11 protein-coding genes are annotated in these 14,885 nt (G+C 44.5%); 3 read left to right on the forward strand and 8 right to left on the reverse strand.

Annotation, left to right across the window (positions count from 1 at the left end; all coding sequences use genetic code 11):
- The first annotated feature begins 19 nt into the window (after positions 1 to 19).
- On the forward strand, positions 20 to 2,449 hold the full coding sequence (locus tag SNE25_RS05495; protein WP_321564087.1) for a TonB-dependent receptor: 2,430 nt from the start codon (positions 20 to 22) through the stop codon (positions 2,447 to 2,449).
- A gap of 1 nt (position 2,450) precedes the next feature.
- Positions 2,451 to 3,611 (forward strand): PepSY-associated TM helix domain-containing protein, encoded by a 1,161-nt coding sequence (locus tag SNE25_RS05500; protein WP_321564088.1) that lies wholly within the window; start codon positions 2,451 to 2,453, stop codon positions 3,609 to 3,611.
- 213 nt (positions 3,612 to 3,824) lie between these two features.
- On the opposite strand, the gene SNE25_RS05505 is transcribed toward SNE25_RS05500, so the two are convergent.
- The 6 genes from SNE25_RS05505 to SNE25_RS05530 form a co-directional block, all read right to left on the reverse strand.
- Entirely contained in the window at positions 3,825 to 4,853 is a 1,029-nt protein-coding gene (locus SNE25_RS05505; RefSeq protein WP_321564089.1) for a ferredoxin--NADP reductase, read from the reverse strand.
- Positions 4,854 to 5,014: 161 nt separating this feature from the next.
- A complete protein-coding gene (locus SNE25_RS05510) occupies positions 5,015 to 6,013 on the reverse strand; it encodes a zinc-binding dehydrogenase (protein ID WP_321564090.1) in 999 nt (332 codons plus the stop codon).
- Between the two features lie 182 nt (positions 6,014 to 6,195).
- Positions 6,196 to 6,807 carry a superoxide dismutase gene (locus SNE25_RS05515; RefSeq protein WP_321564091.1) on the reverse strand — a complete coding sequence of 204 codons (612 nt, stop codon included), beginning with the start codon at positions 6,805 to 6,807 and terminating at the stop codon, positions 6,196 to 6,198.
- Positions 6,808 to 7,046: 239 nt separating this feature from the next.
- Positions 7,047 to 7,520 carry a nucleoside deaminase gene (locus tag SNE25_RS05520; RefSeq protein WP_321564092.1) on the reverse strand — a complete coding sequence of 158 codons (474 nt, stop codon included), beginning with the start codon at positions 7,518 to 7,520 and terminating at the stop codon, positions 7,047 to 7,049.
- On the reverse strand, positions 7,520 to 7,855 hold the full coding sequence (locus SNE25_RS05525) for a tRNA-binding protein (RefSeq protein WP_321564093.1): 336 nt from the start codon (positions 7,853 to 7,855) through the stop codon (positions 7,520 to 7,522). The genes SNE25_RS05520 and SNE25_RS05525 overlap by 1 nt, the downstream gene beginning before the upstream one ends.
- A gap of 196 nt (positions 7,856 to 8,051) precedes the next feature.
- Entirely contained in the window at positions 8,052 to 10,649 is a 2,598-nt protein-coding gene (locus tag SNE25_RS05530; protein WP_321564094.1) for a ligase-associated DNA damage response DEXH box helicase, read from the reverse strand.
- An 88-nt stretch (positions 10,650 to 10,737) separates the two neighbouring features.
- Here SNE25_RS05530 and SNE25_RS05535 point away from each other — a divergent pair, with 88 nt between their 5' ends.
- On the forward strand, positions 10,738 to 11,391 hold the full coding sequence (locus tag SNE25_RS05535; protein ID WP_321564095.1) for a hypothetical protein: 654 nt from the start codon (positions 10,738 to 10,740) through the stop codon (positions 11,389 to 11,391).
- Positions 11,392 to 11,456: 65 nt separating this feature from the next.
- Here SNE25_RS05535 and SNE25_RS05540 read toward each other — a convergent pair whose 3' ends face one another.
- Positions 11,457 to 14,312 carry a M16 family metallopeptidase gene (locus SNE25_RS05540; RefSeq protein WP_321564096.1) on the reverse strand — a complete coding sequence of 952 codons (2,856 nt, stop codon included), beginning with the start codon at positions 14,310 to 14,312 and terminating at the stop codon, positions 11,457 to 11,459.
- A 67-nt stretch (positions 14,313 to 14,379) separates the two neighbouring features.
- Complete coding sequence (locus tag SNE25_RS05545) at positions 14,380 to 14,883, reverse strand: DUF2059 domain-containing protein (protein ID WP_321564097.1); 504 nt, start codon at positions 14,881 to 14,883, stop codon at positions 14,380 to 14,382.
- Positions 14,884 to 14,885 lie beyond the last annotated feature (2 nt).

Here is a 14,885-nt window from a genome sequence, read left to right on the forward strand (position 1 = left end):
TATAATTAGTCTAAATAAAATGATTAAAACTCAATACTCTCCTAACAAGGTATTTACCTTTCTCTCCCTCTTAATTTTAATCCTCTTTAGTTCAAATTTCGCTACGGCGCAGCAAACACGCGGCATTGTTAAAGGTCACGTTAAAATTTATAATGATGGCCCGGCCGAAAACGTTTCGGTTTCACTAAAGGGTACCAAGTATGGAACAATTACTGACGAAAATGGCGATTTTACCTTAAGGGTGCCACAGGGTAAATACACTCTTGTTATCAGTCACGTGAGTCAAAAGGCGCAGGAAGCACAGGTTGAAGTATTGGCAGGCCATCCGGCTGTAGTCAATTTTACATTGGCCGAAAGCGCGAATCAGTTAAATGAAGTAGCTATATCGGGTAAAAGGCAAAAATATAAAGTTGATGCCCCTTCAAATAGCTTGCGATTGGATGAGCCGTTATTACAGATTCCGCAAAATATTCAGGTAGTTACGTCACAGGTGTTGGCCGATCAGCAGGTGATTAGTATGAGTGATGGCTTGATACGTAACGTGAGTGGTGCAGTGAGATTAGAGCATTGGGGCGATATGTATACTAACATTACCATGCGCGGTTCGCAGATACAGGCATTCAGGAACGGCTTTAACGTAGTAAGTTCATACTGGGGCCCGCTTACCGAAGACATGAGCTTTGTTGATCATATTGAATTTGTAAAAGGTCCCGCAGGCTTCATGCTGTCAAACGGTGATCCAAGTGGGTTATACAACGTGGTTACCAAAAAGCCTACGGGCCAAACAAAAGGCGAAGTTAGCTTTACCACCGGCAGTTTCAATTTGAACCGCGCGACACTTGATCTTGATGGAAAGCTGAGCAAGGATGGAAAACTGTTGTACCGCTTAAACTTATCTGCACAAAACAAAAATTCATTCCGTCCTAATGAGTTTAATGATCGTTATGTAATTGCACCGGTGATTTCTTACCAGATTGATGATAAAACCAAGCTTACAGCTGAGTATGTTTATCAGAAGGCGCACATGTCTGACGTTGGTTCATACTACGTATTCAGTCCTAAAGGCTATGGCGTACTTCCACGTAACTTTACCCAGTTACCTGCTGGCCTGCCTCCAACTAATATTAATGATCATAGCTTTAGCTTAAACCTGCAGCACCAGTTAGCCGATAACTGGAAATTGACTGCGCAGGCGGCTCGTTACTACTCGACGCAATTGGGTACCTCTATGTGGGCCGACACTGTATTTGCCGATGGCAGGTATGTACGTAACGCTGGTATCTGGGAGGCAGAAAGCTCTATGTCATTAGCCCAGGTATTTATAAATGGTAAAGTAACTACCGGTAGCGTAGTTCATAAAATTTTAGGTGGGGTTGATATAGCAGACAAAAAATATGTTGCCGATTATGCTCAAACTAAATCGCTTGATACCAAAGAAACACCTTTTGATCCTTATGCAGATGGCATCCCTACGTTAAACAACCCTGCAAATGGTTACCCTACGTTTGATCGCTCCCTGAATTTAGAGGCACGCGCAGCTGCAGGATTTGGTTTAATCAACTCGCGCTATTCGAGCTTATATGTGCAGGACGAACTTGGCTTTTTTGATAACAGGGTTAGGGTAACCTTAGCAGGCCGTTATACATCTATACAAATGTCAGACTTTAACACGCCGGAAGAAGCTAAGCATTTCACCCCACGTTTTGGCCTGAGCGTATCTATAGACGATCAAACTTCGGTTTATGGTTTACGCGACCAGACATTTTTACCGCAGGCAGGCAGGGTTAGTGTTGGTAAATTACAGCCGTTAACTGGTACCAACACGGAGTTTGGTATTAAAAAAGATTGGGCAAATGGCCAATGGAACACTACTCTTTCGGTATATCGCATTTTAAGAAATAACGAGCTAACTGCCGACCCCAATGCTGCTCCTGGCTCAAATTTAAGTATCATATTTGGTCAAAAAAAATCTCAGGGTTTGGAGTTTGACTTGCGTGGTGAAATATTGCCTGGTTTAGCCCTCACTGCAAACTATGCGTACACCGATTCAAAAGTGAGCAAAGTAAATCCAGATCTTGCCGCATCTCCGGATAATATTATTAAAGTAGGCGATATCGTTCCCGGTTATGCCAAACATGTTGCTAATACATGGTTAAGCTATAAATTAGGTAGCGGTGTACTAAAAGGTAGTGGTGTTTCCCTGGGTGGAACTTATCTGGCCGGTCGTCAGACAGATACCTGGAGCGTTGGCCTGGAAAAATTACCCAACTACTTTAAGATGGATGCCGGTTTATTTTGGGAAGGTGCTAAAATGCGCATCACCGGTAACGTATTTAACGTGCTCGACAAATATACTTACAGCGGGTCCTATTACTCTTTCCTGAATGCTTATTACTGGCAGGCAGATGCACCGCGTAATTACCGTTTGAGTATTGCATACAAATTTTAATATGACCTTTAAAAAGATCATACTGTTTTGTCATCGCTGGCTCGGATTTATATCCGGGCTGGTGGTGTTTATAGTGAGTATTACCGGCTGTTTGTTTTGTTTTCAGGACGAGATTCAGGATGCCATGCATGATTACCGAAAGGTGGAGGTTCAGTATAAACCCTATCTTGAACCATCGGTTTTAAAAGCCGAAGCGTTAAAGGGCCGTAAAGGGGCGACAGCCACTTACATGTATTATTACGGTGTTAACCGGCCTGCTGCCGTGCTGGTTAATTTACCCAAGGATGAAATGTTATATGTTTATTTAAACCCGTACACCGGTAAAATAACGCATACAGAAAATCCGCAGAAAAACTTTTTCATTATTGTAGAGTATATACACCTTTACCTGCTGCTGCCGGCCAAAGTTGGCAGTTTGGTGGTGGGTATATCTGTGATCATATTTATGGTGATCATGATAACCGGTCTTATCCTCTGGTGGCCCAAACGCAAAAGCGACCGTAAACGGAGCTTTAACATTAAATGGAATGGGCGCTGGCGCAGGGTAAATTATGATTTGCATAATGTGCTCGGCTTTTATGCCACTTCTATCGCGCTTATATTATCCATAACTGGTTTATCAATGGTGTTTGATTCGGTAAGGGAAGGTATTTATACTACGGCAAATCTGGGTAAAGCATATCCGTCAGAAAAAGAAGTATTGAAATCTGATTCGCTTTTAAAGGGAAAAGTAAAAAGCACTTTTGTGGTTGACAAGGCTTTTGCCATTGCACAATCGCGGTCGCCTAAAGCCGAAATGTTTTTTATAAATGATGATGCTACAGCTGCCGGTACTGTTGGTATAAGCGCATATGCCCAAACGCTGCACTATTATAATAGCGACGAATACATCTTTGAAAAATATACGGGTAAACTGTTAAAACAAACCCCACAAGCGAAGAAAAGCCCCGGCCTGAAAATGAACGAGATGAATTATGACCTGCACGTAGGGCAGATTGGCGGGCTTACTACCAAGGTCATCGCTTTTTTGGCAAGCCTCATTTGTGCTTCACTACCCATAACGGGTTTTATCATCTGGTTGGGCAAGCGAAAAAAATCTAAATCAAAAAAGGTTAAAAGTGTTGTACACAGGAGAGTGGTGCACAAGCATAATTTGGCATAATTGTAAAAATATGTCATTGCGAGGGACGAAGCAAACCCCGTGGGCTTGTCATCCTGAGCTCCGTCGACGGATCGTGCGGAGAGGCCTGCCCACCATGCTTCGACGGAGCTCAGCATGACAGCTCTCTTTATCTCCAAAAGACATGCCACCCTGAGTTTGTTGAAGGATTTATATTCCTACGCACGCAATGACATAGTAATGGATCATTCTTATTTACTCCCCAAACGATATCGACACATCGTCACTTATAGGGTGCCCGGTGCAGGTGAGTATCCAGCCTTCGGCCATATCGGCATCGGTGAGTACATCGTTTTTTACCATCTCAATTTTACCGCTGGTGCATTTAGCGGTACAGGTAGAACACACGCCGTTGCGACAGCTATAAGGTAGCGGAACGTTATTTTGCAGCGCGGCTTGCAGTATGGATTGATTTTCGCCAACAGCAAGGTCATGCACTTCGTTTTTAAATTTGATGCGGATATTGCGCGGGGGAAAATTGATCATGCTGCTGGTTACGGACACCGTTTCGAGCACAAAATTTTCCCGGCGTATCTGCCCGGGGTCGATGCCCATATACACCAGCGCAAACCTGATCATGCGCATATAAGGGAACGGTCCGCAGAGATAAAACTCGGCCTTTTTCAAATCATGTTGTACAAGCTGACGGGTAAGGGTTTCTACCCGGTCGGTATTGAGTCGGTTACCTTTACTGCTGATCAGGTAAATAACGGTAAATCGGCCGGTATGTTTGGCCGTTAGTTCATCCAGTTCGGTCTTAAATAAAACCGATTCGTCATCCTGGCTGCTGTATATTAATGTCAGACGACTTTTACCGGGTCTGCCCAATATATATTTAAGTTGCGAAAATATAGGGGTGATGCCGCTGCCACCGGCAAACAGCAAAATATCCTTTTCCTGCTCAAATTTTGTTATGTTAAACCGGCCTGCTGGGGCGAGTGCGGTTAGCACATCGCCAGGATGTTCCTTAGCCAACATAAAACGGGAAATTTCCCCATTGGTAATACGCTTTACCGTGATAGATAAAAGTTCCTCATCGGGCGAAGAGCTCAGGGAATACGACCTGCGGATCTCCTCATTGCGATGATTGAATATGAGGGTGATGAATTGCCCGGCCTTATAAGGTATAGGTTCGCCTGTGGTGTTGCTCAAATAAAAGGTAGCAGTGTCGGGCGTTTCCCATTTTATCTGTTCAATTTTTAGTTTTAATATATCTTCGTTCATGAAAGCTATTCCTGCTTAGCTGTAAGCCTTTTGCGTAGTACGCCGTTCTTTTTACCGTAGGCGAAATATATAACTAAACCTATTGCCAACCAAATTCTTAATCGCAGTCAGGTATCGCCGGGTAAAAATGTCATCATGGCAAGGCAAACAAGAAAAGGCTGTTACAGGTTCTGCAAAACAATTTTACCAAACTGTGAGGAATCGGCCATTTTATCAATCGCTTTCTGCGCGTCCTTAAAACAAAATACCTCATCAACAATAGGACCTATCTGGTGTTGGTTCACAAAATTAATCATGGCCGTAAAATCATCATGTGTGCCCATGGTAGTACCTAATAATTGCAATTGTTTCCAGAATACCTTACGCCCGTCAAGCGGGGGGATATTGCCGGCTGTTCCGCCAAATATCACTATACGCCCTCCGGGATTGCACAGGTCAGGAAATTTGGCAAAGCCTGTACCCAGGGCACTATCAACAATAATATCAAAACCGTGAACCATCAGTTTCAATTGCTCGGCCCAGTCCTGCGCTTTGTAGTTTACACCCGCTGCGGCGCCCAAATGCTTGGCGCGTTCAATTTTTTCGCCATTGCCTGATGTTACAAAAACATGGCATCCTGCGGCAACGGCCAATTGCAGTGCAAAAGCGCCCGTACCAGCGCCTACGCCCGATATTAAAACTTTGTCGCCTTTTTTTGCCTTAGCTTTGGTAAATAGAGCCCGATAAGCAGTTACGCCAGCCAATGGTATGGCGGCAGCCTGTTCCCAGGTTAAATGAGTTGGTTTGGGGTGCAGATATTCTGCCCGGGTTTTTACATATTCAGCGAAGGTACCGTCATCAGGTAGGCCCAATATTTTAAAATCGGCCCCCTGGTAGTTATCACTTTGGCCATAATTATTGCTGGGGTTTATAACAACCTCTTTGTTAATCCAGTGTTGATCAGTGTCGCTGCCAACCTCTGCAACTACGCCTGCACCGTCAGATCCTAATATGATGGGATATTTTATGCCCGCATACTTTCCAATGGTTATCCAGTAATCACGACGGTTTAAAGCGGCAGCTTTGATCTGTACCAAAACCTCACCCGGGGCAAGCGCAGGTTTTTCAACTTCCTTACATATTAATGGTTTGCCGGCGGCTTCTAAAACGATGGCTTTCATAGTTGAATGGTTTAATATTAAAGGCTGTCATGCTGAGCTTGTCGAAGCATGGTGTAATGACCTCTGCGCACGATCCTTCGACAAGCTCAGGATGACAGGCCACTTCCTTAAATTAAAATTAAATAAAAAAAGCGGCAGAATTGTTTAAACCCTGCCGCTTTTAAAGTTATATGCTTAAAAAATTAAGCAGTTGCTTTTGCGTAAAGCTCGGCAACATGGTTCCAGTTGATCACGTTCCAGATAGCCGCTAAATAATCAGGGCGACGGTTTTGATACTTCAAATAGTAAGCATGTTCCCAAACGTCGATACCTAAAATTGGTGTACCTTTTACCTCGGCGATATCCATTAACGGATTATCCTGGTTAGGAGTTGAAGTAATAGCCAGTTTTTTATCGGCAGTAACAATTAACCAAGCCCAACCCGAACCGAAACGGGTTGCACCAGCTTCAGATACTTTGGTTTTAAAATCGGCAAATGACCCGAAAGTGCTTTTTATAGCATCTGCCAAAGCGCCTGTAGGCTCGCCGCCTCCGTTTGGAGAAAGCAATGTCCAGAATAAAGAGTGGTTGTAATGACCACCGCCATTGTTGCGTACCGCAGGCGGGAATTTTGAAATATTTTTAATAATGTCGTCAAGGTTACCGTCAGCTTCAGGTTTACCTTCAAGGGCCTTATTTAAATTGGTAACGTAAGCCTGATGATGTTTACCATGGTGAATTTCCATAGTTAGTTTATCAATGTGCGGTTCCAGAGCATCGGTAGCGTAAGGTAACGCCGGTAGTGTAAATGCCATAATGGTTATTATTAAAGTTTAAAAGTTTAATGTTGTGACGTAACAAATATAAGAGTTGAAAGGAGTTTTTGTTCTAAAAAAATTGTCAGTATTATGTCTGTAATCTTTTGGGTGGCCTGTCACCCCTTGTCGAAGAGCCGTGCGCAGAGGCTAACCCGCATGCTTCGACGGGCTCAGCATGACACCCCGTTTTGTTATGATAACTTCACACTCGGGCCTGCCAAACTCATCGACAGAAATTACGGCCTCCTTTTACTCTTGAAAAAGTTCTTCACCAATTCTGAGCATTCCACTTCACGGATGCCACCGGTAATTACTGTTTTAGGGTGGGTTATTTTTTGGTTAAGCCTGCCAAAACCCAGTTTGGTATCATAAGCGCCAAACACAATTCTGCTCACCTGGAACCAGTACGATGCCCCGGCGCACATTACACAGGGTTCCATAGTTACATATAAAGTACAGCCCGGTAAATATTTACCCCCCATGGAGTTGGCCGCGGCGGTTAAAGCCTGCATTTCGGCATGGGCCGATACGTCGCTCAACCGCTCTGTTAGGTTGTGCCCCCGGCCAATAATTTTACCTCCATACACCACAATAGCACCAATGGGTATCTCGTCTTCTTCAAGTGCGTAGCGGGCCTCCTTTAAGGCTTCGCCCATAAAAAAATCGTCGGGCGAAATGGCGGGTTCATCCTCGAAACTGATATATCTCATTATATTAATTTACTGCCGTTAGGTACTGGTTTATCAATGTTGACCAAAACTATGTCGCCGTTTTCATCGGCAAAACCGGTAACTAAAAACTCCGACATGAAGTTAGCGATTTGTTTTTTCGGGAAATTGACCACTGCCACAATCTGCCGGCCGGGCAGTTCTTCTTTAGTATAATGCTTAGTGATCTGTGCGCTCGACCATTTAATGCCAAACTCGCCAAAATCAACCTTAACCTTAAAGGCAGGTTTGCGGGCCTCGGGGAAATCCTCAACTTGCAGTATAGTGCCCACCCTGAGCTCTACCTTTTCAAAATCATGCCAGGTAATAGTTTCCATGTGGGCAAAGGTAAAAACCTCAATTGAAAAAGTCTGAATCGTAATTGAAAACCTTACCTTGTTCACGTTCACGACTGCATGAACATCATGAACATTTATGAACACTTGACAATCAGTGATTTGCATTTTAGGCCTTAAGGCCAATCGCGGTACACGGGGAGGACATAGGACATCGTACTTTGCTGAATACTATTTACTAAAAGCCTTTTTTTCTAACTATTCCTGGTTTACGGTTCCTTCTTTTATCATCAGCGGCAACTCCCTCCGCACCATAACTGCGGGCCATTTTGGCTATACGTTCTTCCAGTGTTTCGGTGGTAAGCCGTTCGCGGCCAAGGCTGTCGACCATAATTGGGAAAGCAAATGGTGTAGGGCGCTCAATCACTTTCAGGATAATGTTTTGTGTAGCTATGCGTTGCAAGGCGGCCCGCAGCCTGAACTCTTCCAGCTGAAATGCCAGCGCTTCGTTATAAGCCTGCCTCACCAACAGGTTATCAGGTTCATACTCGCTAAACACCTCAAACAACAGGGAGGTTGATGCCTGCAGGTGCTTGTTTTTTACCTGTTGCCCGGGATAGCCAGTAAATACCAGTCCGCCGATGTGGGCTATATCTCTGAACCTGCGGCGTGCCATTTCATTGGCATTCAGGCTATGCTGTATATCATCGAGCAGGTTATCTATCGAAAAAAAACTGGCATCTTCCAGTGCCTGTTCAATGGGTATATCTTCGTCGGTAAGCAGTTCAAAACCATAATCGTTCATAGCGATGGAAAAGCTGGCCGGTTTTATTTTGCTGATACGATATGCCAGTAACGACGCCATGCCTTCATGCACAAGCCGCCCCTCAAAAGGATAGAACAGCAGGTGGTGCCCTTCGCGCGATTTAAATGACTCGATCAAAAACTCATGGCTTTGCGGCAAGTGCGAAAGTTGCTGCTGTAAATCAAATAATGGCTTAAGCGCTATAACTTCCTCATCCTTTTCAATACCATGCGCCACCTCATCAAGTTTATCCCTGAACACGGCGGCCAGTTGCGATGACAGCGGCATACGACCGCCGTTCCAACTGGGGATAATGCCTTTGGTGGAATTTGATTTTTTCACATAAGCAGTCATCTCTTTTACCCTGATAAACTCCAGACTGCGCCCCGCAAACCAAAAAGTGTTGCCCGGTTTTAATTTGGATACAAAAGATTCTTCAATTGTGCCCAGACTGCCGCCGCTCAGCCATTTTACTCGGATGCTAAGCTCGCTGGTAATGGTGCCAATGCTGAGGCGATGGCGCATAGCCACCCGGCGGCTGTTCACTTTGTACAGACCGTTTTCTACCTCTACTTTCAAAAATTCATCATACTGTGCCAGCGTTTTGCCTCCGCTGGTTATAAAATCAAGCAGCTGACCAAACTCATTACGGGTAATATCGGCAAAGGCATAGGTGCTTTTTACTTCTTTAAACAATTCATCGGCCCTAAACCCGTCTGATACCGCCAGTGTAACCATATACTGGATCAGCACATCCATAGTAAGCAGCATGGGGTCACGGCTTTCAAAAATCCCCCTTTTTATTGCCGCTTTCAGCGCCGCCCCCTCTAATAATTCTAACGAGTGTGTGGGTACGAAATACGCCCTTGATACCGCACCCGGGTGGTGACCGCTCCGGCCAGCCCGCTGCATAAAGCGGGCCACACCTTTAGGGCTGCCTACCTGCACCACCGTATCTACCGGGCGAAAATCGACGCCAAGATCTAGGCTCGAGGTGCATACCACCAGTTTCAACGCTTCGGCATGCAGGGCTTGCTCTACCCAGTTGCGGAGCTCATTATCCAGCGAGCCGTGGTGCATGGCCATGATGCCGGCATACTCCGGGTAATTATCTAATATGGCATGATACCATATTTCGGATTGTGAGCGGGTATTGGTAAATATGAGCGTGGTTTTGCTGCGGGCCACAATTTCCATTACCTCTGGCAGCAGTTTTAAACCGATATGCCCGGCCCAGGAGTAATTCTCTACATTGTCCGGAATGATTGATCTGATATCCAGTTTTTTATCAAGATTAGCGCGCACCATTTTTATACGTTCGGGCGGGAAATCGTTACCCAGCAATACTTCCGCGGCTTGTTCGAGATTACCTATGGTAGCGCTGATGCCCCAGATGCGAACCCCACCCCAGCCCTTCCCGAAGGGGAGGGGGATTTTTTCCTCTTGCTTTTCAACTCCCTCTCCAAAGGAGAGGGCTGGGGTGAGGTTTTTAAGTTTCGACAACCCCAGCTCCACCTGCACACCTCTCTTTGTACCTAAAAGCTCATGCCATTCATCAATTACCACTACCTGCAGTTGATTGAATAATTTAGGATATTCTTTTTGGGCAAGCATCAGGTGCAGGCTTTCGGGGGTGGTGAGTAATACTTCGGGCAGCTTTCTTTTGAGGGCGGCTTTTTCTGCTGCAGGGGTATCGCCGGTTCGTGTGGCAATGTTCCAGGGCAGGCCAATCTCATCGCAGGCTTCCTGCATGGCTTTGCGGATGTCGTTTGTGAGCGCACGCAATGGGGTTATCCACAGCATGAGCAGGCCATTGTTTTTTTGCGTGGTATAAGTATCCGGGTGTTTATTGATAAAATCGGCCAGAAAGGGGAGAAACAATGCAAAAGTTTTACCGCTGCCGGTAGGGGCATTGAGCAAACCCGAATAGCCGGAAAGGTAAGTAGTCTCCATTTCCTGCTGAAAAGGGAACTGCTGCCAGTTTTTTTGCCTGTACCACTGCCGTATAACCTGTTGACCTTTGGATGTCATTATTTTTGTTCAACAAATTAATGTTAATTTGGTTAGGATATAAACATCTGTACCAACAAAATAAATATAATCTGTTATTTAATTTATTATGAAAAACACCTTTGTACTATTATTATGCACCGCGTTATTTGCCTGCAATCAATCTGCTAAAAAAGAAAATACTGCCGATAAAGCTGCAGATACAGGTCGCGTAGAGCAGCCCATATTGGATGATTCCATAGCAAAAACCCCGGCATCAACAGATTCTACCAAAACTGAAACCGTTGCAGCCGATAAACTGATTATTCCTGGCCGGAGCATTGGAAACATGCAGATGAGTGGAGATGTAGCCAATGTTAGTGAACTATTGGGCCGCCCGGATAGTGCCGATGCCGCTATGGGTAGTTCGCTGATGGTTTGGTTTACTCAAAATCATAAACCTACAGGTTACAGGGTAAGCATATTTGCGCATCGTAAAATGGGCACAAAGGATGAGATCATCAGTCGCATTCAAAAGATACTGGTAACATCGCCCCAGTTTAAAACCGCTGAAGGCTATGGTGTAGGTACTTCTTTTGAAGAGATTAAAAAAAACTATGATCTTAAACCTACCGATACGTACAAGGATAAAAACGGAAAGGTGCAGATCTATACCGATCTGGATAAAGGTATTTCTTTTGAAATTGGAAGCGCCAATAAATGTGTAGGAGTTGTAGTGCACAAGCCACATGATACTGCGGCGGCCTATCTGAATATGCATTAATTGTCTACATAAAACAAAAGCCCCGGCCTGATCATCAGGTCGGGGCTTTTGTTTATATCGAAAGTTTATTTCTTCTCAGGCATTAGTATCAGCTTGATGAAGTTTTTATCGCTCAGGTATTTGTTAGCAGCATCTTTAGTGCTTTGCACGGTTACCTGTTCAAGACTGCTTACATGGCTCAGTATCTGATCAGGATTCTCTTTGTTTTGTACGGAAGAAGTCAGGTACCCGGCCCAAAAAATATTTTCTTTCAGTTGTTCCTGGGTTGAACGGGCTTCTTTAGCTACAAATTTCTGAATATCGGTAGGTTGGGCGCCGTTTTGTTTAATCTTGCCAATTTCTTCTATCGTAGCGTTTATCATTTTATCCACATTTTCAGGAGCGCATCCAAAATAAACAGAAATGGTGTACCTGCCGCTTGGAAGTTTATGATAACCGGCTCTTACCCCAGGCGCGTAAACACCGCTTTCCTGTTCACGCAGGCGCTCAATCAGTTTAATGTTCAACACCTCTTCCAGGGCATCCATTTGTAAATTGTTGGCCTCGTTATAATCATATTGACCGCTGAAAACCAGCTGAACACTGCTTTTCTCGCCAACTCCCTTGTTAACCGTTTTGGTAACTAAACCAGTTTGCGGATGTATGTCGAGATTTTTGAAGGTTTCGTTGCTGTTGGTTGATGGCAGTCCGCCTAAATAATGCTCCAGATAGGGTTTGATAGTTTCTACATTAAAGTTGCCCACCAGCGTAAAAGTAAAGCCGCTGGCATCTGCAAACCTGCTTTTATAAAAATCAAAAGCCTTATCAAGCGAAGCCGCGTTTAACCGCGGGAGCGTAGTAACCATCGCCCTAAAGTTGTTATTGCTTAAAACAGCCGCCACGGTATCCTGAAACACATTAACCGGCTCGAGGCTGCGATTAGCTAATAACGAGCGGGTTTGATCAATTTGTGACTGCCAGATATCCTTGTCTTTGCGGGGTTGGGTAATGTATAAATAAATAAGCTGTAAGGCGGTTTCAAAATCGGCAGGCGATGAACTGCCGCTGATACCTTGTGTAAACTCGCTGATATAAGGTGATACGTTCACATTTTTGCCCGCCAGTTTTTTATCCAATTGTCCCTGGTTAAACTGGGCAATGCCGCTGCTGCTTATAATAGATGCAGCCAGGTTTGCTGAGGTAAAATCATCATCGCTGGCTAATGAAGTGCCGCCAAAAGCATAGCCGTTTATCAATACCTGGTCGTTCCTGAAGTCGGTAGGTTTTAAAACTACCTTTACACCATTGCCCAGGGTTAGGGTGGTGGTGCCGATAGCATCATCCTTAACTTCATTGGTAACCTTGGTGCCTTCGGGCAGTTTGTTCAGCAAGGGATCTGACGATACATTATCAACATAAGCGGTAACATTTTGTCCTGCGGTGCTTATCCATTGCAATAATGTTTTTTCTGCAGGCAACTTGTCCTTTTCTTTATCCGGCGCCTCTACAATAACCACCCTGTTTTGGTCGCTGATAAATTTACCCGCGAGGGCATTCATTTCGGCTAATGTTATTTTATTAATGTTGTTAACATAGTAATTGTACTCATACTCAATACCCGGTATAGCTTCGCCTGTTAAAAAGTGTTGCTGGTATTCATGTACAAAATTTACCGACCTGGTTTTATCTTTTTCCCTGAAGGCGTTACCTATTTGTACCAGCGCGTCCTGTTTGGCCCGTTCCAGTTCGGTAAGTGTAAAGCCAAACTTACGAGCACGTTCTGTTTCCGCAACTACAGCTTTTATAGCGCCTTCCAGTTCGCCCGATTTAGCAACTGCAATGGAAGTAAAAGCATCCTGTTCCCCTAAAAAGCCTCCATAACTTGAACGGCCATATAAAAACGGTGGATTAGGTTTTTGCAGCAATTCGCCCAGGCGCGCGTTAAGCATCTGGTTAAATAGTTGCTCGCGTATTTGTTGCATATAATCGGCAGTTGTTTTGGTTGTTGTTCCGGGGTGTTTTACTATAATTTCGGCAAGGGTATAAGGGAACTCTGCATCCGTAGCAATCTTAACTGCCGTACCCGGTGTAGCCGGAACGGTATATTTTACACGAGGTTTTTCTCCGGCCGGATTTTGCAACTGCGAAAAATTCTGTTTAATAAGCTCTTCAACACGTTTAGGGTCAAAATCGCCAACGGCAATAACGGCCTGCAGATCCGGACGGTACCAGTCGTGATAAAAACTTTTAATAGTTTCAGGTTTAAAGTTTTTCAGGATATCCTCTTTACCTATTGGCAAACGCAAAGCATAGCGCGAATTGTTCAGCAGTACAGGTAAAATTTGTTGCTGTAAGCGTTCCTGCGCGTTTTTGCCGCGTAAACGTTCCTCTTCTAATACCACGCCGCGCTCTTTATCAATTTCGGCAGGGTCAAAACTTACATAACCGGCCCAGTTGGCAAGTATTTTAAAACCATTCTCAAAAATTTTAACCGTATCAGAAGGGATAGGTAGCTGGTATACGGTTTCATTAAACGAGGTATAGGCGTTCAAATCGGCGCCAAACTTAACCCCCGATTTCTGAAGGTAATCAACCATGGCGTTTTTTGGGAAATCGCGCGTGCCATTGAAGGCCATGTGCTCTGTAAAGTGAGCAAGGCCCTGCTGATCGTCAGTTTCCAATACAGAGCCTGCTTTATTTACGAGGTAAAGCTCGGCCTTGTTTTTGGGCTCAACGTTTTTCCTGATATAATAAGTTAGTCCGTTGGGCAGTTTGCCTATGATCACCTGATCGTCTACGGGTAATACATCGGCTTTTGCCTGCGTTGCGGCAGGTTTATTTTTGGACGAAGGTGCGGGTTTCTTTTTAACCTGCGCAAAAGCGCCGCCCGAGGTTATAATCAAAGCTAAGGCAACCGCGGAAAGCTTGAGGTTTAATTTCATATATTAATTAAGGAATATTTTATGCTAAGATGCAAAACGAAATTATTAGTTACAAATGCCGGAATTGTTAATTGCTTTTAGGTGTGGCGGTGGCAGTATCTGCCTGAAACGCGTCTTTCATCATCTGCTCCAGCTCGGGCCGATGATCAGTAACTACCTGCTGGCCCATGGCCATTCCTTTTTGCATCAGCAGCGGTGTTTTTAAGCTTACCTTTTTGCCGATGGGAGAATTGTAAAAGACGGTTAACTGTTTAAGCTCATCTTCCGTAAATTCGGCAGCATAAATTTTGGCGAAATTATCTTTGAGTACATCCCATGTATAATATTTGGCCATAAATGCCTGCATTACTTTTACATAAGATGCCCGGTGTTCTTCGGGCATTTGCGCGCTTGAGGAGTTGATCATATTCAGGGTAATATCTCCAAATTGTGCATTAATGCCCGTAGCTACCAGGTATTGTTCTGCCGCTTTTAAATGCGATGGCGTAAATGTGGGTGCTGTTGTCTGGGCTTTAAGGCCGGCAACTGAGAAAAGAAATAATGCGATAAGGATAATGCGGTTTAATTTCATGA

It is taken from the genome of Mucilaginibacter sabulilitoris (assembly GCF_034262375.1).
Classification (GTDB): Bacteria; Bacteroidota; Bacteroidia; order Sphingobacteriales; family Sphingobacteriaceae; genus Mucilaginibacter; species Mucilaginibacter sabulilitoris.